The organism is Enterobacter sp. WI-ESBL-E8 (assembly GCF_053364895.1).
This window is the reverse complement of the sequence record NZ_JBRWXJ010000001.1, coordinates 497,546-521,287: the sequence shown is the minus strand read 5'-3', so window position 1 is coordinate 521,287 and position 23,742 is coordinate 497,546. Positions and strand designations below refer to the sequence as shown.

The 23,742-nt window shown below is 55.4% G+C and carries 26 protein-coding genes; 8 read left to right on the top strand and 18 right to left on the bottom strand.

The genetic code is table 11. The features are described 5' to 3' along the window. Positions 1-90: 90 nt before the first annotated feature. A complete protein-coding gene (gene fklB, locus ACWHWP_RS02520; RefSeq protein ID WP_008502892.1) occupies positions 91-711 on the bottom strand; it encodes an FKBP-type peptidyl-prolyl cis-trans isomerase in 621 nt (206 codons plus the stop codon). Between the two features lie 233 nt (positions 712-944). Between fklB and ACWHWP_RS02515 the strand changes: the two genes are divergently transcribed. Continuing rightward, positions 945-1,583: an OapA family protein gene (locus tag ACWHWP_RS02515; RefSeq protein ID WP_063430271.1), complete on the top strand. Its 639-nt coding sequence runs from the start codon at positions 945-947 to the stop codon at positions 1,581-1,583. 45 nt (positions 1,584-1,628) lie between these two features. Here ACWHWP_RS02515 and ACWHWP_RS02510 read toward each other — a convergent pair whose 3' ends face one another. The 5 genes from ACWHWP_RS02510 to rpsF form a co-directional block, all read right to left on the bottom strand. Further along, positions 1,629-2,558, bottom strand: a complete 930-nt coding sequence (locus ACWHWP_RS02510) for a DMT family transporter (protein ID WP_059311872.1) — start codon at positions 2,556-2,558, stop codon at positions 1,629-1,631. Between the two features lie 151 nt (positions 2,559-2,709). Next, positions 2,710-3,159, bottom strand: a complete 450-nt coding sequence (rplI, locus tag ACWHWP_RS02505) for a 50S ribosomal protein L9 (RefSeq protein ID WP_059311871.1) — start codon at positions 3,157-3,159, stop codon at positions 2,710-2,712. 41 nt (positions 3,160-3,200) lie between these two features. Next, entirely contained in the window at positions 3,201-3,428 is a 228-nt protein-coding gene (gene rpsR / locus ACWHWP_RS02500; protein ID WP_000135199.1) for a 30S ribosomal protein S18, read from the bottom strand. 4 nt (positions 3,429-3,432) lie between these two features. After that, positions 3,433-3,747 carry a primosomal replication protein N gene (priB, locus tag ACWHWP_RS02495; protein ID WP_008502895.1) on the bottom strand — a complete coding sequence of 105 codons (315 nt, stop codon included), beginning with the start codon at positions 3,745-3,747 and terminating at the stop codon, positions 3,433-3,435. Positions 3,748-3,753: 6 nt separating this feature from the next. Continuing rightward, complete coding sequence (rpsF, locus tag ACWHWP_RS02490) at positions 3,754-4,149, bottom strand: 30S ribosomal protein S6 (protein ID WP_014068637.1); 396 nt, start codon at positions 4,147-4,149, stop codon at positions 3,754-3,756. Positions 4,150-4,490: 341 nt separating this feature from the next. On the opposite strand from rpsF, the gene yjfY reads away from it, so the two are divergent. Beyond that, positions 4,491-4,766, top strand: coding sequence for a DUF1471 family protein YjfY (gene yjfY, locus ACWHWP_RS02485; protein ID WP_047346137.1), 276 nt, complete (start codon positions 4,491-4,493; stop codon positions 4,764-4,766). Positions 4,767-4,906: 140 nt separating this feature from the next. Here the strand turns inward: yjfY and ACWHWP_RS02480 are convergent, their stop codons facing one another. Genes ACWHWP_RS02480 through ulaA form a run of 6 tightly spaced genes read right to left on the bottom strand, consistent with a single transcriptional unit; the run spans position 4,907 to position 9,314 of the window. Continuing rightward, positions 4,907-5,593, bottom strand: coding sequence for an L-ribulose-5-phosphate 4-epimerase (locus ACWHWP_RS02480; RefSeq protein WP_447854998.1), 687 nt, complete (start codon positions 5,591-5,593; stop codon positions 4,907-4,909). Then, positions 5,586-6,446, bottom strand: a complete 861-nt coding sequence (locus ACWHWP_RS02475) for an L-ribulose-5-phosphate 3-epimerase (protein ID WP_047346135.1) — start codon at positions 6,444-6,446, stop codon at positions 5,586-5,588. Before ACWHWP_RS02475 ends, ACWHWP_RS02480 begins: the two co-directional genes overlap by 8 nt. A 9-nt stretch (positions 6,447-6,455) precedes the next feature. After that, on the bottom strand, positions 6,456-7,106 hold the full coding sequence (gene ulaD / locus ACWHWP_RS02470; RefSeq protein WP_023345304.1) for a 3-keto-L-gulonate-6-phosphate decarboxylase UlaD: 651 nt from the start codon (positions 7,104-7,106) through the stop codon (positions 6,456-6,458). 12 nt (positions 7,107-7,118) lie between these two features. Continuing rightward, entirely contained in the window at positions 7,119-7,586 is a 468-nt protein-coding gene (gene ulaC / locus ACWHWP_RS02465; RefSeq protein ID WP_047346134.1) for a PTS ascorbate transporter subunit IIA, read from the bottom strand. A 9-nt stretch (positions 7,587-7,595) separates the two neighbouring features. Further along, a complete protein-coding gene (gene ulaB / locus ACWHWP_RS02460) occupies positions 7,596-7,901 on the bottom strand; it encodes a PTS ascorbate transporter subunit IIB (protein ID WP_000218355.1) in 306 nt (101 codons plus the stop codon). A 12-nt stretch (positions 7,902-7,913) separates the two neighbouring features. Then, a complete protein-coding gene (ulaA, locus tag ACWHWP_RS02455; RefSeq protein ID WP_447854997.1) occupies positions 7,914-9,314 on the bottom strand; it encodes a PTS ascorbate transporter subunit IIC in 1,401 nt (466 codons plus the stop codon). A gap of 359 nt (positions 9,315-9,673) precedes the next feature. On the opposite strand from ulaA, the gene ulaG reads away from it, so the two are divergent. Further along, positions 9,674-10,738, top strand: coding sequence for an L-ascorbate 6-phosphate lactonase (gene ulaG, locus ACWHWP_RS02450; protein WP_447854996.1), 1,065 nt, complete (start codon positions 9,674-9,676; stop codon positions 10,736-10,738). A gap of 109 nt (positions 10,739-10,847) precedes the next feature. Next, positions 10,848-11,603 (top strand): HTH-type transcriptional regulator UlaR, encoded by a 756-nt coding sequence (ulaR, locus tag ACWHWP_RS02445; protein ID WP_059311867.1) that lies wholly within the window; start codon positions 10,848-10,850, stop codon positions 11,601-11,603. Here ulaR and yjfP read toward each other — a convergent pair. Further along, positions 11,600-12,322 carry an esterase gene (yjfP, locus tag ACWHWP_RS02440; protein WP_447854995.1) on the bottom strand — a complete coding sequence of 241 codons (723 nt, stop codon included), beginning with the start codon at positions 12,320-12,322 and terminating at the stop codon, positions 11,600-11,602. The genes ulaR and yjfP overlap by 4 nt on opposite strands. A gap of 137 nt (positions 12,323-12,459) precedes the next feature. On the opposite strand from yjfP, the gene bsmA reads away from it, so the two are divergent. The 3 genes from bsmA to ACWHWP_RS02425 all read left to right on the top strand — a co-directional run bounded on the left by bsmA (position 12,460) and on the right by ACWHWP_RS02425 (position 15,317). Further along, positions 12,460-12,789, top strand: a complete 330-nt coding sequence (bsmA, locus tag ACWHWP_RS02435) for a biofilm peroxide resistance protein BsmA (RefSeq protein WP_048339024.1) — start codon at positions 12,460-12,462, stop codon at positions 12,787-12,789. A 136-nt stretch (positions 12,790-12,925) separates the two neighbouring features. Continuing rightward, positions 12,926-13,213 (top strand): DUF1471 family protease activator YjfN, encoded by a 288-nt coding sequence (gene yjfN, locus ACWHWP_RS02430; RefSeq protein WP_021240708.1) that lies wholly within the window; start codon positions 12,926-12,928, stop codon positions 13,211-13,213. Between the two features lie 172 nt (positions 13,214-13,385). Beyond that, positions 13,386-15,317, top strand: a complete 1,932-nt coding sequence (locus ACWHWP_RS02425) for a methyl-accepting chemotaxis protein (RefSeq protein ID WP_447854994.1) — start codon at positions 13,386-13,388, stop codon at positions 15,315-15,317. On the opposite strand, the gene ACWHWP_RS02420 is transcribed toward ACWHWP_RS02425, so the two are convergent. Continuing rightward, positions 15,314-16,936 carry an isovaleryl-CoA dehydrogenase gene (locus ACWHWP_RS02420; RefSeq protein WP_447854993.1) on the bottom strand — a complete coding sequence of 541 codons (1,623 nt, stop codon included), beginning with the start codon at positions 16,934-16,936 and terminating at the stop codon, positions 15,314-15,316. The genes ACWHWP_RS02425 and ACWHWP_RS02420 overlap by 4 nt on opposite strands. A 194-nt stretch (positions 16,937-17,130) precedes the next feature. Here ACWHWP_RS02420 and ACWHWP_RS02415 point away from each other — a divergent pair, with 194 nt between their 5' ends. Further along, positions 17,131-18,405 (top strand): MFS transporter, encoded by a 1,275-nt coding sequence (locus ACWHWP_RS02415; protein ID WP_447854992.1) that lies wholly within the window; start codon positions 17,131-17,133, stop codon positions 18,403-18,405. A 91-nt stretch (positions 18,406-18,496) separates the two neighbouring features. Here ACWHWP_RS02415 and rlmB read toward each other — a convergent pair whose 3' ends face one another. From rlmB to ACWHWP_RS02395, 4 genes are all read right to left on the bottom strand, one after another. Continuing rightward, on the bottom strand, positions 18,497-19,228 hold the full coding sequence (gene rlmB / locus ACWHWP_RS02410; RefSeq protein WP_021240712.1) for a 23S rRNA (guanosine(2251)-2'-O)-methyltransferase RlmB: 732 nt from the start codon (positions 19,226-19,228) through the stop codon (positions 18,497-18,499). Between the two features lie 65 nt (positions 19,229-19,293). Continuing rightward, positions 19,294-21,738: a ribonuclease R gene (rnr, locus tag ACWHWP_RS02405; RefSeq protein WP_447854991.1), complete on the bottom strand. Its 2,445-nt coding sequence runs from the start codon at positions 21,736-21,738 to the stop codon at positions 19,294-19,296. A gap of 38 nt (positions 21,739-21,776) precedes the next feature. Beyond that, the gene (gene nsrR, locus ACWHWP_RS02400; protein WP_010427492.1) at positions 21,777-22,202 is read right to left on the bottom strand and encodes a nitric oxide-sensing transcriptional repressor NsrR; all 426 of its coding nucleotides are present in this window, start codon (positions 22,200-22,202) and stop codon (positions 21,777-21,779) included. 192 nt (positions 22,203-22,394) lie between these two features. After that, the gene (locus ACWHWP_RS02395) at positions 22,395-23,693 is read right to left on the bottom strand and encodes an adenylosuccinate synthase (protein WP_047346433.1); all 1,299 of its coding nucleotides are present in this window, start codon (positions 23,691-23,693) and stop codon (positions 22,395-22,397) included. Between the last annotated feature and the right edge of the window lie 49 nt (positions 23,694-23,742).

Sequence of the window (23,742 nt, the reverse complement as noted above, 5' to 3'; positions counted from 1 at the left end):
TTGCAAGATAAAATGTTGATTGCGTCGTAACTATAGGTTTTAACGCTATTTTCCTCTCCCCAACCGGGAAGAGGAAATAAGAAAAGTCGATTACAGAATTTCCAGCAGCTCGACTTCAAACACCAGGGTGCTGAATGGCGGAATGGACGCGCCAGCGCCACGTTCGCCGTATGCCAGGTTATGTGGGATAGTCAGTTCCCATTTGGAACCCACTGGCATCAGGGTCAGCGCTTCGATCCAACCCGCGATAACGCCATTCACCGGGAATTCAGCCGGTTCGCCGCGTGCCACGGAGCTGTCGAAGACGGTGCCGTCGATAAGCTTACCGGTGTAGTGTACGCGAACGTGATCGGTACGCGCCGGGATTGCGCCGTCGCCCTGGTTGATCACGCGGAACTGCAGGCCGGACTCGGTGCTGTTCACGCCTTCACGCTCACGGTTCTCTTCCAGATATTTCACGCCTTCGGCAGCCATCTCTTCAAAGCGCGCGCGACGCACGGCGTCAGCACGTTCGTGGATTTCACGCAGCGCGCGGTGCACAACGTCGACCGGAACGGCAGGCTGTTTGCCTTCCAGCGCGTCAGCGATACCCGCCACCAGCGCTTCTGGTAACAGACCTTCCAGGCCGGATTCGCTCAGCTGCTGTCCTACCTGCAAGCCGATACCGTAACTTGCCTGCGCTTCGATAGTGTCAAAAGTCGGGGTGGTCATGGGTTTTCCTTCCATCACATTTAAAGTAGCGGGCAGCATATCAGCCATGCCCTTATGGGTAAAACTTTGTCTGAAGTTAAGGTGACAAACCGCGACGAAACAGAAACAATAGAGATAACCAGGATTAATCCCGAACTGATGTCACGGATGTCGGGTTTACTACGCCGTTCAGGCAGTTAGCAAACTATACTTCGGAGCACAGGATAAAAAATACGCGGAGCAGGAGGAGTGCCATGCCCGGGCGATTTGAACTGAAACCTACCCTGGCGAAAATCTGGCAGGCGCCGGACAATTTTCGCATCATGGATCCGCTGCCTCCTTTGCATCGCAGAGGGATCATCATTGGCGCGCTGATGGTGATCGTGGGCTTCCTGCTTCCTTCCGGGGGCGATGATGTTGATAACGCGCCCGTCACCCGCAACGCTCAGCTGGACATTCAGTCGCAAACGCGGCCGCAGCCTGACGCACAGCCGATGCAGACGCAGCTCGTCGCCCCGTCTAACGATCCGGGTCAGGTCGCGCCTGTTGAGCCAGAGCCCGTTCAGGAAGAACAGCCGCAGGAGCAGGCTACCGCTGAGCCACAGACGCAGCAGCCCACCGGCATTGAGCAACAGTGGCGTTCCTATCGCGTAGAGCCGGGCAAAACCCTGGCGCAGCTGTTCCGCGACCATAACCTGCCGCCGACCGACGTATATGCTATGGCGAAAGTGGAAGGCGCGGGTAAGCCGCTCAGTAACTTGCAGAATGGTCAGATGGTGCAGATTCGCCAGAATGCCAGCGGTGTGGTGACAGGCTTAACGATTGATACAGGCAATGGTCAACAGGTGCTGTTTACCCGCCAGCCTGACGGCAGTTTTATTCGCGCACGCTAGTTCTGTAGGCCGGGTAAGGCGTAGCCGCCACCCGGCACACTGTTCTCAGGCACTCCGCTTATTCACCCACCAGATCCCCGAACAGACCAATACCAGCGCAATCGCATATTTGATATCCAGAATATTTTCCCCGAGGAAAATGGCGGATAATACTGTGCCTGCTACCGGCACAACGAAGTTAAACGGTGCAATCATACTGACGCGGTTTACTTTCAGCAGCACGCTCCACAGCGCAAAGGCTACGGATGAGAGAAGCGTCAGATACCCCAGCACGGCGATGGCCTTCATACTGTGCACTTCCAGCGTTCCGCCTGTCGCATATCCGCCCCCCACCAACACCAGTCCACCGATAGCCAGCTGCCAGCCCGTCATCACCGTGGGGTCGACGGTCTGGGAGATACGTTTTCCGTAAAGCGTGGCAGCGGAGAGAATAAAAGCAGCCAGCACCACAAACCCGTCACCATTCCAGACAAACTGGAAATCGCTTAACCCGCTGTGGAAGTTCACCAACATTACCCCGGCAAACCCGAGAATACAGCCCAGCGTTTTGTTATAGCTGAGTTTGTCGTTGTGGTAGATAAAGTGCGCCAACAGCACGCTGAAGAAGGTTCCAGTAGCGTTCATGATTGAACCATTCACCCCCGTCGTGTAGGCCAGGCCTATATAGAAGAAAGTGTACTGAATAGTCGTCTGGGTCAGGCCGAGGATGGTGAGCTGGCCAAACTGCGTGGGCGTAAGCCTGCCAATCGGTTTTCGCTGGGCCAATGCAAACAGCAGCAGCAACACACCGGCAAACAGGAAACGGTATCCGGCAAACACCACTTTCGATGGAATATCATCGGTTGCGATCTGGAAAAGCTCATAACCACTTTTAATGGCCGGGTAGGAGCTACCCCAGAGCAGACAGCAGAGCGTGGCGCAGGCATAGGCCACATTTCGGCGAGCAAAGACAGGCGTGGGCAGAGCGGCATCCATGACAAATCTCATAAATAAAATTGCGTTTCAATTAATTATCAGAGAATGCGACAGGAATAGCTACCATACAAGAAGAAATGATGAATTCTGGCCCCCCAGAAAAGCAAAACGCCGGCACAAGGCCGGCGCTTCGACGTGAGCAGAGTAAAAATTACTCAGCTACTACGTTAACAACCAGTTTAGCGAACACTTCGCTGTGAACCTGGAAGTCAACTTCGTGCTCACCAGTGGTACGCAGAACGCCGTTCGGCAGACGAACTTCGCTCTTAGCCACTTTAACGCCAGCAGCAGTTACTGCATCAGCGATATCGCGGGTACCGATGGAACCGAACAGTTTACCTTCGTCGCCAGCTTTGGAAGCGATGGTAACAGTGCCCAGTGCGTTGATTGACTCAGCGCGAGCATTAGCAGCCGCCAGAACGTCAGCCAGTTTGGCTTCCAGTTCAGCGCGACGTGCTTCGAAAAACTCTACGTTTTTCTTGGTAGCTGGAACAGCTTTACCCTGTGGAACCAGGAAGTTACGAGCGTAGCCCGCTTTAACGTTTACCTGATCACCCAGGCTGCCCAGGTTTGCTACTTTATCAAGCAGAATAACTTGCATTACCTTATCCTCTTAAAGTCGTATTAATGGACCGTGCCCGATTACTGATGACGATCAGTGTACGGCAGCAGGGACAGGTAGCGAGCGCGTTTGATAGCGCGAGCCAGCTGACGCTGGTATTTTGCACGAGTACCGGTGATACGGCTTGGGACAATCTTACCGCTTTCGGTGATGTAGTTTTTCAGCGTTGCGATATCTTTATAGTCGATCTCTTGAACGCCTTCCGCGGTGAAACGGCAGAACTTGCGACGACGGAAATAACGTGCCATATGGCTAGTCTCCAGAATCTATCAAATCAATCTGCTCGGCATGCAGAACCATTTTGCTCAGGCCGTTCTTTGCCTTGTGGCAAGAAATGAACCCCTGAACGATTACTGCGCTACCGACCGTTAAACTGTGAGTAATGGCCTGGTTTTCGTGTCCGCTAATAATAACGGGCATTTGGCACCACGCCTGCCGGTGAAAACCGGCTTCCTCTTGCACAGAACGATGCTCAAGCACGAACTGGCAATGAGGAATTCCTGATGGACTGACCTTTCGAAGGGGAGCCCTGCATACGATGCCGGACAACGCCAGACGGTTGGTCATCAGAAATTACTCTTCAGAATCCCCAGCATCAGAATCATCTGCGGTTTCGTTTGCGAAATCATCGCGACGCTCACGGCGCTCGTCTTTCGCTTTAACCATCGGAGATGCTTCGGTAACTGCGTTTTTGGTACGCATAACCATGCTGCGGATAACGGCATCGTTGAAGCGGAAGGTAGTTTCCAGCTCATCGATCACTTCCTGCGGAGCTTCAACGTTCATCAGAACGTAGTGTGCTTTGTGCAGTTTGTTGATCGGGTAAGCCAGCTGACGGCGGCCCCAGTCTTCCAGACGGTGGATCGTACCTTCTGCACCAGTGATGGCAGCAGAGTAACGCTCGATCATACCCGGAACCTGTTCGCTCTGGTCAGGATGGACCATAAAAACGATTTCGTAATGACGCATCGAATTGCTCCTTACGGATTATTCAGCCTCCTGTCTGGGTCAGCCGAGGCCCGGGGAGGCAAGGAACGTGTTAAAGGTCGGCTGAAAAATTGACGCGTCATAATACTTGCGCCCCCCAGGAAACTCAAGCTGATTGCGCAAATAATTCGCACAAAGCGCGAAGCGGGTCTAAGTGGGTGATTTAAAATTAATCGCATCAGGAAGCGTTGTTTTTTTGAACAACTGCATCAGAAATGGTCACGCATCCTCGCCGGAGGAGTGATTACACTTTAATCAGAGACCACCTGAATTCAAGAAGGAGCATCCCCCCTCTCACAGCACGCAGTCGTGGAGCGCATATCATGAAAAAAATCGCATTAGCCGTAATGGCGGCGCTTTTGCTCAGTGCAAACGCGATGGCAGCCATCAAAATAGACGGCCGGCAGGCCAGAAACATGGATGATGTGCAAAGCTTGGGCGTCATTTACATCAATCATAATTTCGCCACGGAAAGTGAAGCAGATCAGGCACTAAACGAAGAAACCGATGCGCAGGGCGCAACCTATTACCACGTGATGTTAACCCGTGAGCCCGGCAGCAACGGCAACATGCACGCCAGTGCAGATATTTACCGATAACGCTTTAACGCTAGCACCAGGAAAGCCAACAACGAGAACATAGCCATAGTTTACGTTGCCCCCTGCCCGGGGGCTTTTTTTATGAATGGCTCCGGAATACCACCGGTTACAACTGTTTTTCGGTATTCCAGAGCGCTTATTCACTTCTGCCCGTAGTAGGCATTCGGGCCGTGCTTACGCATAAAATGCTTGTTCATCAGGTAATCATCAATGCCCTGAAGCTGTGGATTGATGTCGCGGGCAATCCACGCCATTTTGGCCACCTCTTCCATCACCACGGCATTATGTACCGCGCCGTGAGCATCTTTACCCCAGGCGAACGGGCCGTGCTGGTACACCACAATCCCCGGCGTATGCAGCGGTTCACTTTCGCCCAACGTTTCGATGATGACCTTCCCGGTGTTGAGCTCGTACTCGACTTCCACTTCAGCCTGCGTTAATGCGCGCGTGCAGGGAATGTCGCCAAAGAAGTAGTCCGCATGCGTCGTCCCAAGTGCCGGTATAGGCAGACCCGCCTGTGCCCAGGCGGTGGCATGGGTCGAGTGGGTATGTACGACCCCACCAAGCGACGGATAACGCCGATACATCGCCAGGTGAGTCGCGGTATCCGACGAAGGCCGCCATTTGCCGTCAACGACACGCCCTTCGAGATCCACCACCACCATATCGTCTGCTTTCATGGCGTCATACGCCACACCGCTGGGCTTAATGACGATGAGGCCCTGCTCGCGATCGATAGCGCTGACGTTACCCCAGGTAAATGTCACCAGGCCATAACGAGGAAGATCCATGTTGGCCTCAAAGACCTGCTGCTTGAGCTTAAGCATGTTCAGCCTCCAGCAACCCCGCCCGCGCCATGCGCTCACGCACCCAGTCCCGTGCGTTTGCCACTTCTGCCGCCGGGTCGTCCGACGTTTCACTCCACATCTCAATCAGGTAAGGTCCGCAATACCCTGTCTGCTTGAGCGTCTGGAAGCACCGTTCGAAATCCACCACCCCGGTGCCGAATGGAACATTTTTGAAAACGCCAGGGCGGGTATCTTTGACGTGAACCGCCACGATATGCCCGACGCCCGCCTGCAGCTCCATCTGCACATCGTTATCCCATGCGGACAGGTTGCCGATATCGGGATAAAGCTGGAACCATGGATTATTGAGATAGTGCGCGTAGCCCAGCGCCTTACTGATGGAGTTCATCAATGGGTAGTCCATGATCTCCATCGCCAGCGTGACCTGCGCGCGGCTTGCCATCTCAACGCTCTCTTTCAGACCATCGCGGAAACGACGGCGCGTTTCATCGTTGGCTTCCTGATAGTAAACGTCATAACCCGCCAGCTGAATCACGCGGATACCGACATCCTGGGCAAAGCGAATGGCTTTACGCATGATCTCCAGCCCCTGCGCACGCACGGCATCATCTTCACTCCCAAGAGGAAAACGGCGATGGGCGCTGAGGCACATGGAGGGCACTCGCACGCCCGTTTCAGCGATAGCGCTCACCAGCGCCAGACGTTGCTCCCGGCTCCAGTCGAGGCGAGAGAGGCGCTCGTCCGTCTCATCCACTGACATTTCGACAAAATCGAAACCCAGTTCTTTTGCCAGCTGCAGCCGCTCCAGCCAGCACTCCCCCGCAGGGAGTGCCTTTTCATAGATGCCAAGCGGGACCTGTTTTGACAACATACCCGCTCCTTAGCCCCAAAGCTGAGCGATAGAGCGTTTGAACTGACGCGCCGCTTCCACCGGAGACGCCGCATCACGGATGCTACGACCGGCAATAAAGACGTGGATTGGAATGCCTTTAAACAGCGGCAGATCTTCCAGCGCCAGGCCGCCGGTGACGGTTACCTTAAAGCCCATATCCGCCAGACGCTTAATCGCGCTGATATCCGCGTCACCCCACGCCACGCCAGCTGCCTGCGCATCACGGCTGCGGTGATAAACCACCTGCTGGATACCTGCGTCACGCCACTCCTGCGCCTGCTCCCAGGTCCAGAAGCCGGTCAGCTCAATCTGCACGTCGCCGTTGAACTCTTTCGCCACGTCCAGTGCGCCTTTCGCAGTGTTGATATCCGCACAGCAGATCACGGTGACCCAGTCGGCGTTGGCTTCGAAGCACATGCGGGAGAGGATTTTGCCTGCGTCAGCAATTTTGGCATCCGCCAGCACGATTTTATGTGGGTAGAGGGCCTTCAGGTCACGAACGGCGCGAACGCCCTCGCCGACGCACAGAATGGTGCCCACTTCGATGATGTCGACTTCTTCCGCAATCAGGCGAGTCGTTTCGTAGGCGTGAGACAGAGTCTGGTTATCGAGCGCGACCTGCAACATAGGTAATGACATTTTCAATTCCTCTTAGACTGCCGCCGCAGTGGCGGTATCGATTAAATCCAGCACTTCCTGCTCGGTGCGGCAGGCGCGTAAACGGTCAAAATTAGCTTCATCATCAAACAGATTGACGATCTGCATGATGCCCACCTCCTGGTGGGTGTTGGCATCAACGGCCGCCATGGTGATCAGGATGTCAACCGGGTCGTTATCTTCATGGTTAAAGACCAGCGGCGTTTTCAGCGTCACCAGCGCAAAGCCGGTTTTCTTCACGCCCTCTTCCGGGCGGCCATGCGGCATGGCCAGACCTGGCGCAATGACAAAGTAAGGACCGTGCTGCGCCACGCCATCAAGAATGGCCTGGTAGTAACGCGGCTCGACCACGTCAGCCTTGACCAGCAAATCCACGCTCAGCTTTACCGCTTCCTGCCAGGTGCTGGCCTCAGCCTGTAAAAGGATGGAGTTATTCTCTGCAAGCGAATCACGTAGTTTCATGGCGCGTCCTTACTTCACGTCTTGTGGGAAGTGTTCTTTGATCACTTCCAGCAGCTTGGGACCGAAATCCGCAGGCGACAGCATATTGCGTACCCCCACGACATATTTATTGCCCGTCACGGTGATTTCACCGGCGATATGGGTAGAGGCAATGATGATGTCCGCGCCGTTCAGCTCGCTTTTATATTCACCCACTGCGCAGCTGTTCACCGTGTGATCGATGTTTGACTGGGTTAAAAACTGGTCCACTTTCATCTTCATGATCATGGAGCTACCTTGCCCATTGCCACAGACAGCCAGGATACGTACGGTCATAATCGAAACTCCTTAATGAGCAGAAACTTCTGCTGTTTGTTTTTCCGCATCTTCTTCAGCGCGCAGCGTGCGGCCCGCGAAGAACATATAAGCCAGAGCAATCAGGATGATGACGGCCATAAAGACCAGGCCGACGGAGGCGAAGCCCTGCATCATCGGCGGTGCCAGAATTGACCAGTCCGCCATGCCCATCCAGGCGCTCATACCGGTGAGCTTGACCGCCCACACGCAGCCGAAGATTTCAACCATGCCCATTACCAGGCAAATCTTGAGCGCCGCGCGCCAGCCGCCAAAGTGGTTCGCGAAGACGCCGATAGTGGCGTTGGAGAAGAACATCGGGATAAAGCCAGGAATGATCAGAATGGACGAGCCGCAGCCCACCAGAATGCCCACCGCAATCAGCTGGCCGATGGTGCCCCACATAAAGCCCCAGACCACCGCGTTTGGCGCGAAGCTGTAGATTGCGGCACAGTCGATGGCCAGAACCGCACCGGGAATCAGGCGCTGGGAGATGCCATTGAAAGCTTCTGACAGCTCGGCAACGAACATGCGCACGCCCTGAGTAATAATGAAAATCGCCACCGCGAAGGAGAAACCGGTCTGCAGGATATAAACCGACCAGTGGGTTTTCCCCGCCATCGCCTGCACCACGTCAATGCCGAAGGAGAGCAGGATGGCACCGAAGAAAATGGTCATAACAATGGCGGTTGAAACGATGTTGTCGTGGAAGATATTCAGCCAGCCAGGCAGCTTAAGGTCTTCAACGCTCTCTTCTTTTTTACCCAGATACGGTGCGACTTTGTAGGCAATCCAGGAGGCGAACTGCTGCTGGTGGCCGATGGAGAAGCCGCAGCCGTCGGTCACTTCCTGCGTTGGCTTGTACATCATGTTGGAGGTGATCCCCCAGTAGAGCGATACCAGCACCGCGGTGCAGATAATCGTGGTCCACATGGGGTAGCCGAAGATATAGAGAGAAACCGCAATCAGCCCCGCCTGCTGGAACATAATGTGTCCCGTCAGCATGATGGTGCGAATACCGGTAATGCGGCGCAGCAGAACGTAGATGATGTTCAGCGCCAGGGCGAGCAGAACCGCGTAACCCACCCAGCTATAGGCATCTCCCATGCGATCGATGGTGGCCATCATTGAGGCGTAGGTATCAGAGATGGCACCGTTGATGCCATACACTTCCGACATTTTGGCCACGACCGGCTTGAACGTGCTGGTCAGGATGCCTGACCCCGCCTGCAACAGCATGAAACCGATGATGGTCTTAATCGTGCCTTTGATAATCACGCTCACGCTTTTGCGCAGCAGGATATAGCCCAGGCACGTCACAATCCCCAGCAACAGCGGGGCGTTAGTCATTACCTGATTGAAGAACACGGTAAAGACGTTGTAGAGGATCTCCATAACTCTCTCCAGAAATGAGAACACGAGGGGCAATCCCTGTGTGGTTGGTTCCACCACTCTATTAATCACAAATAATCACCACAAGATTGAATTTGATTATTTGTGACGCATCACGCAATTTATTTCCATGGTGTTAGTAATGATTTTCACTACCGCATGATAAAAATTAATTAATCCTTATTATTCATATAATTAATCTTTAATACGCAATAGTCTAACAAGGAAAAAGCGGATAATCCGTTAAGTCGAACAGATAAAATTCCTCATTTTAGCCATTGCAAAGCGCATCAAATGGTGCAAGCATTAATCACAACAAATCACCTAATGATTAATTTTGATTAAAACCAGGAGCCAAAACGATGAGTAAAGTAAACACCATCACCCGTGAATCATGGATTCTGAGCACCTTCCCGGAATGGGGTAGCTGGCTGAATGAAGAGATCGAGCAGGAAAAGGTTGCTCCTGGTACCTTTGCTATGTGGTGGCTGGGCTGCACCGGCATCTGGCTGAAATCAGAGGGTGGCGCGAATATTTGCGTCGATTTCTGGTGCGGCACGGGCAAACAGAGCCACGGCAACCCGCTGATGAAAAAAGGCCATCAGATGCAGCGCATGGCGGGCGTTGAAAAACTGCAGCCGAACCTGCGTACTACGCCGTTTGTGCTCGATCCGTTTGCGATTCGTCAGATCGACGCCGTCCTCTCTACCCACGATCATAACGATCATATCGACGTGAACGTGGCTGCAGCGGTCATGCAAAACTGCGCGGACGATGTGCCGTTCATTGGGCCGCAAACCTGCGTGGATCTGTGGATCGGTTGGGGCGTGCCGAAAGAGCGCTGCATCGTGATGAAACCGGGCGACGTGGTGAAAATTAAAGACATTGAAATCCACGCGCTGGATGCTTTTGACCGTACAGCATTGATCACCCTGCCTGCCGATCAGACAGCAGCAGGCGTGCTGCCAGATGGTATGGACGAACGTGCGGTGAACTACCTGTTTAAAACTCCTGGCGGTTCCCTGTACCACAGCGGTGACTCCCACTACTCCAACTACTACGCGAAGCACGGTAACGAGCACCAGATTGACGTAGCGCTGGGCTCCTACGGCGAGAACCCGCGCGGCATCACTGACAAGATGACCAGCGCCGATATGCTGCGCATGGCGGAAGCGTTGAATACCAAAGTGGTTATTCCGTTCCACCACGATATCTGGTCAAACTTCCAGGCCGATCCGCAGGAAATCCGCGTGCTGTGGGAAATGAAAAAAGACCGCCTGAAGTACGGCTTCAAGCCGTTCATCTGGCAGGTCGGCGGCAAGTTCACCTGGCCGCTGGACAAAGATAATCTGGAATATCACTACCCACGTGGTTTCGATGATTGCTTCACCATTGAGCCAGATCTGCCGTTCAAGTCCTTCCTCTGATTGCGCAACCACATCGCCAGACGGATGTCTGGCGATGCCATATTTCTTTTAGTAATTTCACGCTATTTCAAATATCATCTTTTCAAATCAATTCTTATCGGAATAGCTCATGACGGAAGCGCAACGGCATCAAATTCTCCTGGAACTCCTGGCGCAAACAGGGTTTATCACCGTCGAGAAAGTGATCGAACGTTTAGGTATTTCCCCAGCAACGGCGCGGCGGGATATCAACAAGCTGGATGAAAGCGGCAAACTCAAAAAGGTTCGCAACGGGGCGGAAGCAATCAGCCAGCAGCGCCCCCGCTGGACACCGATGAATATTCATCAGGCGCAAAATCACGATGAAAAGGTGCGCATTGCCCGAGCGGCCTCACAGCTGGTGAATCCCGGTGAGAGCGTCGTTATCAACTGCGGCTCCACGGCGTTTCTGCTGGGCCGCGAAATGTGCGGCAAGCCGGTGCAAATCATCACCAACTACCTACCGCTCGCCAACTATCTTATCGATCAGGAGCATGAGAGCGTCGTGATCATGGGCGGCCAGTACAACAAAAGCCAGTCCATTACGCTCAGCCCGCAGGACAGTGAAAACAGCCTCTATGCCGGGCACTGGATGTTTACCAGCGGGAAAGGCCTTACCGCAGATGGCCTCTATAAAACCGATATGCTCACCGCGATGGCGGAACAAAACATGCTCAACGTCGTGGGCAAGCTCGTTGTGCTGGTCGACAGCAGCAAAGTCGGCGAGCGCGCAGGGATGTTATTCAGCCGTGCCGAACAGATCGATATGGTGATCACCGGCAAAGGTGCCAACCCTGAAATCCTCAAGAAGCTGGAAGATCAGGGCGTGAAAATCCTGCGCGTTTAGAGGTGTTTGCGGAAAAACGCCACCGTGGCGTCCAGCGCCGTTGGGGTGATGCGGTGGCGGACGCCCGCTTCCCACAGGCAGGTCAGGTTGCCATCCAGCCCCTCGTGCTGCAGCGCCTGCTGAAGGCGGAAGGTTCCGTCGGGCGGGACCACATCATCTGCATCACCGTGCCACAGCAGCAGCGGGCGATCGGCCAGGCGCGGCAGTGCCCGGGTCACTTCCCACCCTTCCAGCGTCGCGGCGATTTCCGCTAAATCCTGAGGAGGAAAAAGCGTCTTCGCCAGCGACGTAAAATAGCCCGAGCCCATCAGACAGGCGACGGAGCTCACTTCAGGATGATGCGTCATAATCCCCAGCGCGGTCATACCGCCCATTGACGCCCCGGCGACTGCCAGCCGATTATCGGCCACCAGCCCGGCCTCATAAAGCGCATCGCGCAACCCGGCAAACTCGGTCAGACTACCGTGCAGTATGTGCCAGAACCGCCCAAGCCGCGCCTGTTCATTGCCCGCAAAGCGTGCGCCGTGGTCGGGAGCATCCGGCATCACTACCCGAAAACCCGCCTGCGCCAGCGCCACCGCAAAATAACCGTAGACCAGCTTCGATGACGTAAAGCCATGATAAAAAACGACAACAGGCAGCGGTTTATCACGTTTTCCCGCGGGCATCGCGTGTAAAATTTCATGGTCGCCGAGGTGGCGTATTTCAATTTCAATCATTGTCGACCCTGTGCGAATGTATGATTCATAATGTTGAGAACTGGGTTACGCTTTCACGCCATTTTCATTCGAAATATACGTCCCAGATAACACTTCGGGAACATTCCCCCAAAACTAAATTCACAGACAACTACACTATGGCTATCAGGAAACGAGATATGGTTATGCGCAGGTTTGCTGCTTTATTGCTGGTGTTTCTGCTTAGTGGCTGTAGCGCGCTTCAGGGAACGCCGCAACCCGCTCCACCGGTCGCCGATCATCCACAGGAGATTCGTCGTAATCAAACGGAAGGATTACAACGAATGGGCACCGTCTCCGCGCTGGTTCGCGGTTCTCCGGATGACGCAGAAGCGGCAATAAAAGCACAGGCCGTCGCCGCCAAAGCAGATTATTACGTCATCATTATGATCGATGAAACCATCATAACGGGACAGTGGTACTCGCAGGCTATTTTGTACCGTAAATAATGGTTTTCATTTGAACGACATTTACACTGCTTTGCGTCCATAGACATTTTCCTGTCCACAATAAACTCCATGCCCGCGTCAATGGAAAGGAGTTTATTCGCGAAGGATTGCCCGGCGGATACCGGAGATATGTGAAATGGAGCTGACGATGAAACGAACTCTTGCTTTGACCTCACTGTTGCTCTCTGCAGGCCTTGTGAGCACCACCGCGCAGTCAGCAGAATTCGCCAGTGCTGACTGTGTGACTGGCCTGAATGAAATTGGCCAGATCTCCGTGAATAATATCTCGGGGAGTCCGCAGGACGTTGAACGTGTCGTGGCATTAAAGGCCGATGAGCAGGGTGCTTCATGGTATCGCATCATCCAGATGCAGGAAGATAACCATATCGACCACTGGCGGGTACAGGCCATTCTCTACGTGTAATATCCCTCCTGATAAAAGCCACTTATTTTTAGTGGCTTTTCGTTTTTGCAAATTTTTTATCTTATAGAAAACCAATCAAGAACAATAAAATAACATTTTGTTACATTAATTAAGTAAACGTAATCTCCGCTCTGCCGTTGAAGAACCATACCTTTTCAATGATGAGCAATTTATGATCAACGTTTTTCGCCGTGCAGGACTGGGTACGAAGCTATCGCTGCTGACGGGCGTCAGTGTCGCCACGCTGTTTCTGCTTTTCACTTTTCTGCTCAGCCAAAAAGCCAGCCAGCAGCTTGAAGCCCTTGCGGTAGAAGACCTGCATAATCAGTCCACCGGCATGGTCGACATGGTGCAGATGTTTAACACCAGTCTGAGTGAAGAGGTTGAGAGTTATACCCGGCTGTTTACCACCTTTTTACCGCAGCCGCTGAATATTGATAATTCCCAACCCCAGACGATTAACGGGCTCAGCGTTCCACTTCTGAAAGGTGGCGAAACCGGGCTGCATGAAAACAACACTCTGTCTGACGAGTTCCTGAACCGTACGGGAGCCATTTCGACGCTGTTTGTACGCAGCGGTAACGACTTTGTCCGCGTGGCCACGTCTCTTCGCAAAGAGAATGGCGAACGGGCAATGGGTACTGTTCTGGATACCTCCAGCCCGGCCTTTGCCGCCGTCAACAAAGGTGACGTCTACCGTGGCCTGGCGCTGCTGTTTGGCAAACGCTACATCACCCAGTACCAGCCCATGAAAAACGCCGAAGGACAGGTCATTGCGATTGTCTTTGTCGGAGTGGACATTACCCACTCCTGGAATGTGATGCGCGAGAAAATCCTCAACCGCCGCCTGGGCGAAAGCGGTCATTTCTTTGTGCTGGATCGCAGCAGAGGTAAAACGCGCGGGCAATACCTGTTCCACGCCACTGAAGAAGGGCAACTGCCGAAGTGGGATGGCGCGACGCAGCAGCAGCTTCTGGGTGATAAGCCCGGCACGCTGGAACGCACAAGCGACGACGGTCGCACGCTGAAGATGGCTTATACCCCGCTGCCAGGCTGGAACTGGACTATCGTGGGTGAAGTGGATAAATCGGTGCTGCTCTCAAGCGTCACCGCCATGCGCGACCGTTTCCTGCTGGCCGGCGTGGTCTTATCCATCCTCTTTGCTGGCCTGTTCGTGATTCTTATTCGCCGCGTGCTGACCCGACCGCTGCGTAATGTGATCCATCTTGCCCGGCAATACGCCGCAGGCGATCTCCGCTCCAGCCTGCCCGTGACGCGCCAGGACGAGGTCGGCCAGCTGATCGATGCCATCAACGGCATCGGCGGCGGCCTGCAAAAAATTGTTTTGCAGGTTCGCGAGGCCGCAGGCGAGATCCATTTGGGTACCAACGCGCTGGCCTCCGATACAGGCGAGATTTCAGAGCAGATCAACAAGCAGGCCAGCAGCGTGGAAGAGACCTCCGCCAGCATGGAGCAGCTGGCCGCGACCGTACAGCAAAATGCCGCTAACATGGAGCAAACCCAGCAGCTGGTGGGCGAAACCTCGCTCGCGGTCCATCAGGGCGGTGAAACGGTCACCCACGCGGTGTCGACCATGGACGACATTCGCGAAGCGTCAAAACGCATCGAAGACATCACCCGCGTGATCGAGTCCATCGCTTTCCAGACGAATATTCTGGCGCTGAATGCGGCAGTGGAAGCGGCCCGCGCGGGCGAGCACGGAAAAGGGTTTGCCGTTGTCGCGCAGGAAGTTCGTGCTCTGGCAGGACGCAGCGCTAACGCGGTGAAGGAGATTGAACAGCTGATCGGCGATACGCTCAGAAAAGTGAGTGAGGGCCATGCGCTGTCTGAACAGACGCGCCTGGCGATGGATGACATCATCATTCATATCGATAACATCAGCCAGCTGGTCACCGAGATTAACCATGCGTCACGCGAGCAATCCGCAGGCATAGGCCAGGTGAATCTCGCCATGACCCATATTGGCGAAGCGTCGCATATCAATGCCGATCGTATCTCGCGCAGCGAGCAAACCGCACAAACGCTGCGCGAGAAGGGTTCACACCTGACCCAGCTGGTGAGCCTGTTCCAGCTTAAAAGCTAGCCAACCCTGCCCGTGGCGCGCAGCAGCAGGTCACTTTGTACCTGCTCGCTCATCAGCGTACCGCCACGGGTGTCCAGCATCATACGGCACCACGCCTGCGCCACCGGGGGCGATGCGTGCCGCAGCATTTGGCTGCCGGCGCCCAGTAAAAAGAGCTGTTGAGCAATCTCCCGGCCCTGTGCCTCCTGCGGCTTACGCAGCTTTTGCTGAAGCTGCCGCCAGCTGCGGTCGAAGTGTCTGTCCTGCCCTTTTACCTGTGCAAACTCATCGGCAAGCAGGTCGTGAATACCTGGCTGCTTCGCCAGTACGCGCAGCACGTCCAGGCACATGATATTGCCGGATCCTTCCCAGATGCTGTTCACCGGCATCTCGCGGTACAGGCGGGGAAGTTCACTCTCCTCGCAGTACCCGATTCCTCCCAGTACCTCCATCGCTTCAGCCACAAACGGAATGCCCGCTTTACACACGCTAAATTTCGCGGCCGGGGTAAACAGCCGCGCCCAGGCAGACTCTTGCGGATCGGCGCGTTTATCCCACGCGCGAGCCAGGCGGAACAGCAGCGCCGTGTGTCCCTCCAGCACCAGCGCCATCCGGCTTAATACCTCGCGCATTAACGGCTGATCGATGAGGTTTTTGCCAAAGGTTTGACGCTGATGGGCATGGTACAGCGCCACCGAGAGCGCCCGCCGCATCAGCCCGTGGCTGCCCAGCGCGCAGTCGAAGCGCGTCAGTCCGCCCATTTTGAGTATCTGCCGAACCCCTTCGCCCTCCTCCCCCAGCAGCCAGCCGGAGGCATCAAGAAACTCCGCCTCGCTGCTGGCGTTGGAGCGGTTCCCGAGCTTGTCCTTAAGGCGCTCCAGCCGCACGGCGTTGCGCTGTCCGTCGGGCAAAAAGCGCGGCACAAAAAAGCAGGACAGCCCGCCTTTCGCCTGGGCCAGCACCAGGTGCGCATCGCTTTGCGGGACGGAGAAAAACCATTTGTGCCCCACCAGCCGGTAGCTGCCGTCGCTGCATTTCTCCGCTTTGGTGGTGTTACTGAGCACGTCCGAGCCGCCCTGCTTCTCCGTCATCCCCATGCCGATCAGCAGGCCGCGCTTTTGCGCGCCGGGGGCGAGATGAGGATCGTAACGATCGCTCATCAATGGCGTTAGCCAGTCGTGAAAGGCTTTGGGAAGCGCCTGCTGCAACAGCGGCGTCGCGGCAAACGTCATGGTGACGGGACAAAGCGTGCCCGCCTCAACCTGAGCATGCAGGACAAAACGCGCGGCCCGGGCGACAAACGCGCCTTTCCGCGCCTCCTCTTCCCATGCCAGGTTATGTACGCGGTTGGCACACAGCCCCTGCATCAGCAAGTGCCAGGCCGGGTGAAAGCGGACGTCATCCAGCCGCTCTCCGGTGGCGTCATAGCGTAGCAGCTCCGGCGGATTAACGTTAGCCAATCGGCCCAGCTCCAGTGATTCTGCCGTACCAAGCTGCTGGCCAATACTGGCGAGAAGTTCGATATCCCACTCGGCTCCTTCTCGCGTCACCGCGTCACGCAGGGCGCAATCCGAGAGGAAAAGGTTGCTGTTAGAGAGCGGTGCGGGTTGATTGAAAACGGTATGCGTTTGCCAGTGCATGCTGTCTCCCTCCTTCAGTGGCAATGAAGGTAAGTATGGACAGACCCCGTTAACGCTGCATGGGAGTGACGTCACACAGTGGCGATCCCGCTGATATCATTCGTGAAATGGCTCACAGAACATAAGAATAAACTATTTCATCCCTTCGGCTTTGTTGAATAATTTATTCTCTCCCCCTTTCAGTGAGGAAAGTTATGCAACCGGACGCGCACAAACGAGCATTAATTGCAGGCTCCATTGGTAACTTTATCGAGTGGTATGAGTTTGCGGTCTACGGTTTTCTGGCGACCGTCATTGCGAAGAATTTCTTCCAGCTTGAAGGGGAAGCGGGGCTCACCAGCCTGATCCTTACCTACGCCTCATTTGCCATCGCTTTCTTCTTCCGTCCGCTGGGTGCGGTAGTGTTTGGCCGCATCGGTGACCGCATCGGCCGAAAACCGACGCTGATTATTGTGCTGGTGCTGATGACGCTCGCTACCGCCGCCATCGGTCTTGTGCCGGTCTACGCCAGCATCGGTATCGCTGCGCCGCTGATTATCACGCTGCTGCGTATCCTGCAGGGGTTGTTCGCGGGCGGCGAGTACGGCGGTGCGGTCTCGCTGATGACGGAATTTGCCCCACGCGGCAAGCGCGGCCTGTATGGCGCGTGGCAGTCCTTTACCGTGGCGCTGGGCTTGTTAGCGGGCGCAGGCATCGTGGCGCTGCTCTCCGTCCTCCTCACGCCTGAGGCATTGCATGACTGGGGCTGGCGCATTCCGTTCTTCCTGGCGCTGCCCATGGGCGTTGTGGCGCTGTGGCTGCGTGTCAGTATGGAGGAGACGCCAAGCTTTGTGCAGCAGCAGGAAAAATCGCTCGTTGCTCAGGCGGATACCGTCGCCACGGTCAAAGCCATCATGATGGGGATTGGCCGCGTAATGGTCTGGTCCGCGGCGGGGTATACCTATCTGGTCATTATGCCGACCTATCTGCAGTCAGCGCTGCACACCGGGTTTAACCAGGCGCTGCTGATAGCGGTGATATCGAACATTGGTTTTGCGCTAACGATTATCCCGTCAGGGATCCTGAGTGACAGGATTGGCCGCCGTACGGTGATGATTATCGCTACCGTACTGCTGCTGCTCCTCGCCCTGCCGCTGCTGAAAATTTTGCAGGCGGAGTCCAGCACGCTGGCGGTGAAAGCGGTCGTGGTATTGATTGCCGGTGGTCTGGTGGGAATGCTGGCGGGGCCGGGCCCGGCAATGCTATCTGAGATGTTCCCGACTCGCGTGCGCTATACGGGGCTGGGGCTGGCCTACTCTTTGTCGAACGCGATTTTCTCGGGATGTGCGGGGCTAATCATTACCGGGCTGATTAAGCAGACGGGGAACCTGGATATTCCGGCGTATTACGTGATGGCGACGGCGGTAGTGAGTATTGTCGCGCTGTTGACGCTGAGGAAGGATGACCATTTGCGGTCGTTAGAGGAGTGAGGTTAATGCCCGGTGGCGCTGCGCTTACCGGGCCTACGGTACCGTGCCTTTGTAGGCCGGGTAAGGCGAAGCCGCCACCCGGCACAACAGGCTATCCCCGCTGACGCACCGCTTCAAACAGGCAGATGCCCGTCGCAACGGAAACGTTCAGGGACGACACGCTGCCCGCCATCGGGATGCTGATCAGCTCATCGCAGTGCTCACGCGTCAAGCGACGCATACCTTCACCTTCAGCCCCCATCACCAGCGCCAGGCGGCCGGTCATTTTGCTCTGATACAGGGTATGATCCGCTTCACCGGCGGTACCGACGATCCAGATGTTCTCTTCCTGCAGCAGACGCATGGTGCGCGCCAGGTTGGTCACGCGGATCAGCGGAACGTTTTCCGCCGCGCCGCAGGCCACTTTCTTCGCCGTCGCATTCAGCTGTGCAGAACGATCTTTCGGCACGATCACCGCATGCACGCCCGCCGCATCCGCGCTGCGCAGACACGCGCCGAGGTTGTGCGGATCGGTTACGCCATCGAGGATCAGGAAGAACGGATTCTCCAGTTCGGCGATCAGATCCGGCAGATCGTTTTCCTGATACTGACGGCCCGGCTTCACGCGGGCGATAATCCCCTGGTGAACCGCGCCTTCACTTTTCTCATCCAGGAACTGGCGATTTGCCAGCTGGATCACCACGCCCTGCGCTTCCAGCGCGTGGATCAGCGGCATCAGACGCTTGTCTTCACGCCCTTTCAGAATAAACACTTCCTGAAAACGCTCCGGTGCGCGCTCCAGCAGGGCCTGCACCGCGTGGATGCCGTAAATCATTTCACTCATTGATGGTTCTCGTAATAAATATTACCCCTCTCCCTGGTGGGGAGAGGGTCAGGGTGAGGGGAAAATTACTCCGCCTGCTTTTTCTTGGCCGCGCGCTTGGCTTTGGTGGCGGCAGCGATTTTCTGGGTCTTAGCAGAAGGCTTTTTCGCTGAACGAGCTTCTTTCTTCGCCGCCTTCGGCTTTTGCTTCTTCTCGCCGCGGAAGGCGCTGTCCGGCTCGAAGTTTACCTTCTTGCCCGCCTGACGACGTTTACTGCCGCCCGGTTTACCGTTACCGGTTTTTTTCGCCCTTTCACGCTCGGTTTTACCGACGTTACGCGGCGCGCGTTCGCTGGAGATCAGGCTGAAGTCGATTTTACGGTCGTCCATATTCACGGCCTCGACCTTCACTTCCACACGGTCGCCCAGACGATAGGTCTGGCCGCCGGATTCACCAATCAGGCGCTGGCCGACCTGGTCGAAGCGATAATAGTCGTTATCCAGGCTGGAAACGTGCACCAGACCGTCGATAAACAGCTCGTCCAGACGAACGAAGAAACCAAAGCCGGTCACGCTGGCAATCACGCCTTTGAAGACGTTACCGACCTGGTCCAGCATAAAGTCACACTTCAGCCAGTCCGCCACGTCACGAGTGGCTTCATCGGCACGACGTTCGGCCATGGAGCAATGCTGACCCAGCTGCAGCATCTCTTCCATCGAATAGTGGTAGCCACCGGTTTCGGTGGTGTTCCCTTTGTGGCCCTGCTCCTGCGCCAGCAGATACTTGATCGCGCGGTGCAGGGAGAGGTCAGGGTAACGACGGATCGGCGACGTAAAGTGGGCGTAAGACTGCAGCGCCAGGCCAAAGTGGCCGCGGTTTTCCGGATCGTAAATCGCCTGCTTCATTGAGCGCAGCAGCATCGTCTGCAGCATTTCTGCATCCGGACGATCGCTAATGGACTCCAGCAGCTCGGCGTAATCGCGCGGCTCTGGCTTGTTGCCGCCCGGCAGCTCCAGACCGAGTTCGGCCAGCACGGAGCGGAACGACGTAATGGCTTCCGTGGTCGGCTTATCGTGAATACGGAACAGCGCCGGTTCTTTGGCTTTTTCGACGAAGCGTGCCGCCGAGATATTCGCCAGGATCATACACTCTTCGATGAGCTTGTGCGCATCGTTACGCTGGGTCTGTTCGATACGCTCAATGCGGCGTTCAGCGTTGAAGATAAACTTCGCCTCTTCGCTCTCAAACGAGATCCCGCCGCGCTCTTCGCGCGCCTGGTCCAGCGTTTTGTAGAGGTTATGCAGCTCTTCAATATGTTTGACCAGCGGCGCATACTGCTCGCGAAGCTCCTGGTCGCCCTGCAGCATATGCCAGACCTTGGTATAGGTCAGACGCGCGTGCGAGCTCATTACCGCTTCGTAGAACTTGTAGCCCGTTAAGCGCCCTTTGGTGGAGATGGTCATCTCACAAACCATGCAGAGACGGTCAACCTGCGGGTTCAGGGAGCACAGGCCGTTAGACAGCACTTCCGGCAGCATAGGGACAACCTGCGACGGGAAGTACACTGAGGTGCCACGGCTGCGCGCTTCGTTATCCAGCGGGGTATGCGGACGGACGTAGTAGCTGACGTCCGCAATAGCCACCCACAGACGCCAGCCGCCGCCGCGTTTTTTCTCGCAGTAGACGGCGTCATCGAAGTCGCGGGCGTCTTCACCATCGATCGTGACCAGCGGCAGGGAGCGGAGATCCACGCGGCCCACTTTGGACTCTTCCGGCACTTCTTCACGCAGGCTTTCGATCTGCTCTTCAACCGCTTTCGGCCAGACATATGGAATTTCATGGGTACGCAGCGCCATATCAACGGCCATCGTGGTGCCCATATTATCGCCCAGTACTTCGACGATTTTACCTACCGCCTTGGTGCGACGGGTTGGGCGCTGGGTGAGTTCCACCACCACCACAAAGCCCATGCGGGCACCCATTACCTCTTCAGGTGGGATCAGGATGTCGAAGCTCAGACGGCTGTCGTCCGGCACCACGAAGCCCACGCCCGCGTCAGTAAAGTAGCGGCCAACAATCTGGCTGGTTTTTGGCACCAGCACACGCACCACGCGCGCTTCGCGGCGGCCTTTACGGTCGGCGCCCAGCGGCTGTGCCAGGATCTGGTCACCGTGGATGCACATTTTCATCTGTTCAGATGAAAGGTACAGATCGTCTTTACGCCCTTCAACGCGCAGGAAGCCGAAGCCATCGCGGTGACCAATAACGGTCCCTTTCAGCAGATCGAGGCGTTCTGGCAGCGCGTAGCACTGGCGGCGGGTAAAGACCAGCTGCCCGTCGCGTTCCATTGCGCGCAGGCGGCGGCGAAGGGCTTCAATTTGCTCTTCACCTTCAATGTTTAATTCAACGGCAAGTTCTTCACGATTGGCGGGTTTTTCGCGTTTTGTTAAGTGTTCAATGATGAACTCGCGGCTGGGGATAGGATTCGCGTATTTTTCGGCTTCGCGTTCCTGGAAAGGATCGTGTGACATGTCGGTTCCTCCGTTGTCAGCTCCGGTGGAAATTTTCTTCATTCCACCAGCAATAATTTATAAAGCGGTTGATTCTCTTCAACCAAATCGGCCAGCGTGTAGTTATCCAGTTCCATGAGAAAACTTTGCACGGCCTTAGAAAGCGCCTGTTTCAGGCGACAAGCGGGCGTAATGTGGCAGAATTCGCTGCTGCAGTTCACCAGAGATAGCGGTTCCAGTTCACGTACCACATCGCCAACACGAATACTCTGTGCCGGTTTACCGAGACGGATCCCACCATTCTTCCCGCGGACGGCAGCAACGTATCCGGCACGGCTAAGTTGATTGATTATTTTGACCATATGATTACGGGATACGCCGTAGACCTCTGTCACTTCAGAGATACTGGTCATTTTCCCATCGGGTAACGACGCCATATAGATCAGCGCACGTAAGCCGTAATCGGTGAAACTTGTTAACTGCACATCAACCTCAGGAAAAAGGGAAATCGCGGACAAACCGCAGAGATATTCATTAATGATGATAAACCAGCCAGATAGTTGGCGGCTAATTTATTTGACAGACGGGGCGAAAAAGCGGAGATCCAGGAGCGGTCGCCGGATGGCGCTACGCTTATCCGGCCTACGGGTCACCCCGCAGGCCAGCATTCACGAAGATTATGCGTCGAACGGGTCGCGCAGAATCATCGTTTCAGTACGATCCGGGCCGGTTGAGATAATGTCGATCGGCACTTCGGTCAGTTCTTCAATGCGCTTGATGTAATCCAGCGCCGCCTGAGGCAGGCCGCTACGCTCTTTCACACCGAAGGTGGTCTCAGACCAGCCCGGCATGGTTTCGTAGATTGGCTCGATGCCTTCCCAGTCGTCAGCTGCCAGCGGAGTGGTGGTCACTTCGCGGCCATCTGGCATACGGTAGCCTACGCAGATTTTCACTTCTTTCAGGCCGTCCAGTACGTCCAGCTTGGTCAGGCAGAAGCCAGACAGGGAGTTAATCTGCACTGCACGACGCACGGCAACCGCATCCAGCCAGCCGGTACGACGACGACGACCGGTGGTCGCGCCAAACTCGTTACCCTGCTTGCACAGGAACTCGCCGGTTTCATCAAACAGCTCGGTCGGGAATGGACCCGCACCCACGCGAGTGGAGTACGCTTTGATGATGCCCAGAACGTAGTTCACATAGCGTGGACCCAGGCCAGAGCCGGTCGCCACGCCACCTGCGGTGGTGTTAGAAGAGGTTACGTACGGATAGGTACCGTGGTCGATGTCCAGCAGCGTACCCTGCGCACCTTCAAACATGACGAAATCGCCACGCTTGCGCGCCTGGTCCAGCAGATCGGATACATCAACAACCATACCGGTCAGAATGTCTGCAATCGCCATGACGTCATCCAGCACTTTCTGGTAGTCAACAGCGTCAGCTTTGTAGAAATTCACCAGCTGGAAGTTGTGATATTCCATCACTTCTTTCAGTTTTTCAGCAAAAGTTGCTTTGTCGAAGAGGTCACCCACGCGCAGACCGCGACGTGCAACTTTATCTTCATAAGCCGGGCCGATACCACGACCGGTGGTACCGATCGCTTTCGCGCCGCGTGCTTTTTCACGCGCAACGTCCAGCGCCACGTGATAATCCAGGATCAGCGGGCAGGCTTCAGAGAGCAGCAGACGCTCACGAACAGGGATACCACGGTCTTCCAGACCTTTCATCTCTTTCATCAGCGCAGCTGGAGACAGCACAACGCCGTTACCGATGATGCTGGTGACGTTTTCGCGAAGAATGCCTGATGGAATCAGATGGAGGACGGTTTTTTCACCGTTGATTACGAGAGTATGGCCTGCGTTGTGACCGCCCTGGTAGCGTACAACATATTTAGCCCGTTCAGTCAGAAGATCAACAATCTTCCCTTTACCTTCGTCACCCCATTGGGTGCCCAGTACGACGACGTTGTTACCCATTTTTTTCAAAATCACCGTTTGCTTAAAAATGGATTCTACCATCGCTTTT

What these genes read in the sequence shown, in the direction of transcription:
- ACWHWP_RS02395 (WP_047346433.1), bottom strand. Translation starts at nt 23,693, where the DNA reads ATGGGTAACAACGTCGTCGTACTGGGCACCCAATGGGGTGACGAAGGT.
- ulaB (WP_000218355.1), bottom strand. Translation starts at nt 7,901, where the DNA reads ATGACCGTACGTATCCTGGCTGTCTGTGGCAATGGGCAAGGTAGCTCC.
- ACWHWP_RS02425 (WP_447854994.1), top strand. Translation starts at nt 13,386, where the DNA reads ATGATCAACGTTTTTCGCCGTGCAGGACTGGGTACGAAGCTATCGCTG.
- ACWHWP_RS02415 (WP_447854992.1), top strand. Translation starts at nt 17,131, where the DNA reads ATGCAACCGGACGCGCACAAACGAGCATTAATTGCAGGCTCCATTGGT.
- rlmB (WP_021240712.1), bottom strand. Translation starts at nt 19,228, where the DNA reads ATGAGTGAAATGATTTACGGCATCCACGCGGTGCAGGCCCTGCTGGAG.
- ulaR (WP_059311867.1), top strand. Translation starts at nt 10,848, where the DNA reads ATGACGGAAGCGCAACGGCATCAAATTCTCCTGGAACTCCTGGCGCAA.
- priB (WP_008502895.1), bottom strand. Translation starts at nt 3,747, where the DNA reads ATGACCAACCGTCTGGCGTTGTCCGGCATCGTATGCAGGGCTCCCCTT.
- yjfP (WP_447854995.1), bottom strand. Translation starts at nt 12,322, where the DNA reads ATGATTGAAATTGAAATACGCCACCTCGGCGACCATGAAATTTTACAC.
- ulaA (WP_447854997.1), bottom strand. Translation starts at nt 9,314, where the DNA reads ATGGAGATCCTCTACAACGTCTTTACCGTGTTCTTCAATCAGGTAATG.
- fklB (WP_008502892.1), bottom strand. Translation starts at nt 711, where the DNA reads ATGACCACCCCGACTTTTGACACTATCGAAGCGCAGGCAAGTTACGGT.
- ACWHWP_RS02420 (WP_447854993.1), bottom strand. Translation starts at nt 16,936, where the DNA reads ATGCACTGGCAAACGCATACCGTTTTCAATCAACCCGCACCGCTCTCT.
- yjfY (WP_047346137.1), top strand. Translation starts at nt 4,491, where the DNA reads ATGAAAAAAATCGCATTAGCCGTAATGGCGGCGCTTTTGCTCAGTGCA.
- ACWHWP_RS02510 (WP_059311872.1), bottom strand. Translation starts at nt 2,558, where the DNA reads ATGGATGCCGCTCTGCCCACGCCTGTCTTTGCTCGCCGAAATGTGGCC.
- rplI (WP_059311871.1), bottom strand. Translation starts at nt 3,159, where the DNA reads ATGCAAGTTATTCTGCTTGATAAAGTAGCAAACCTGGGCAGCCTGGGT.
- ACWHWP_RS02480 (WP_447854998.1), bottom strand. Translation starts at nt 5,593, where the DNA reads ATGCTTAAGCTCAAGCAGCAGGTCTTTGAGGCCAACATGGATCTTCCT.
- ulaG (WP_447854996.1), top strand. Translation starts at nt 9,674, where the DNA reads ATGAGTAAAGTAAACACCATCACCCGTGAATCATGGATTCTGAGCACC.
- rpsR (WP_000135199.1), bottom strand. Translation starts at nt 3,428, where the DNA reads ATGGCACGTTATTTCCGTCGTCGCAAGTTCTGCCGTTTCACCGCGGAA.
- ulaD (WP_023345304.1), bottom strand. Translation starts at nt 7,106, where the DNA reads ATGTCATTACCTATGTTGCAGGTCGCGCTCGATAACCAGACTCTGTCT.
- ACWHWP_RS02475 (WP_047346135.1), bottom strand. Translation starts at nt 6,446, where the DNA reads ATGTTGTCAAAACAGGTCCCGCTTGGCATCTATGAAAAGGCACTCCCT.
- rnr (WP_447854991.1), bottom strand. Translation starts at nt 21,738, where the DNA reads ATGTCACACGATCCTTTCCAGGAACGCGAAGCCGAAAAATACGCGAAT.
- ACWHWP_RS02515 (WP_063430271.1), top strand. Translation starts at nt 945, where the DNA reads ATGCCCGGGCGATTTGAACTGAAACCTACCCTGGCGAAAATCTGGCAG.
- ulaC (WP_047346134.1), bottom strand. Translation starts at nt 7,586, where the DNA reads ATGAAACTACGTGATTCGCTTGCAGAGAATAACTCCATCCTTTTACAG.
- bsmA (WP_048339024.1), top strand. Translation starts at nt 12,460, where the DNA reads ATGGCTATCAGGAAACGAGATATGGTTATGCGCAGGTTTGCTGCTTTA.
- rpsF (WP_014068637.1), bottom strand. Translation starts at nt 4,149, where the DNA reads ATGCGTCATTACGAAATCGTTTTTATGGTCCATCCTGACCAGAGCGAA.
- yjfN (WP_021240708.1), top strand. Translation starts at nt 12,926, where the DNA reads ATGGAGCTGACGATGAAACGAACTCTTGCTTTGACCTCACTGTTGCTC.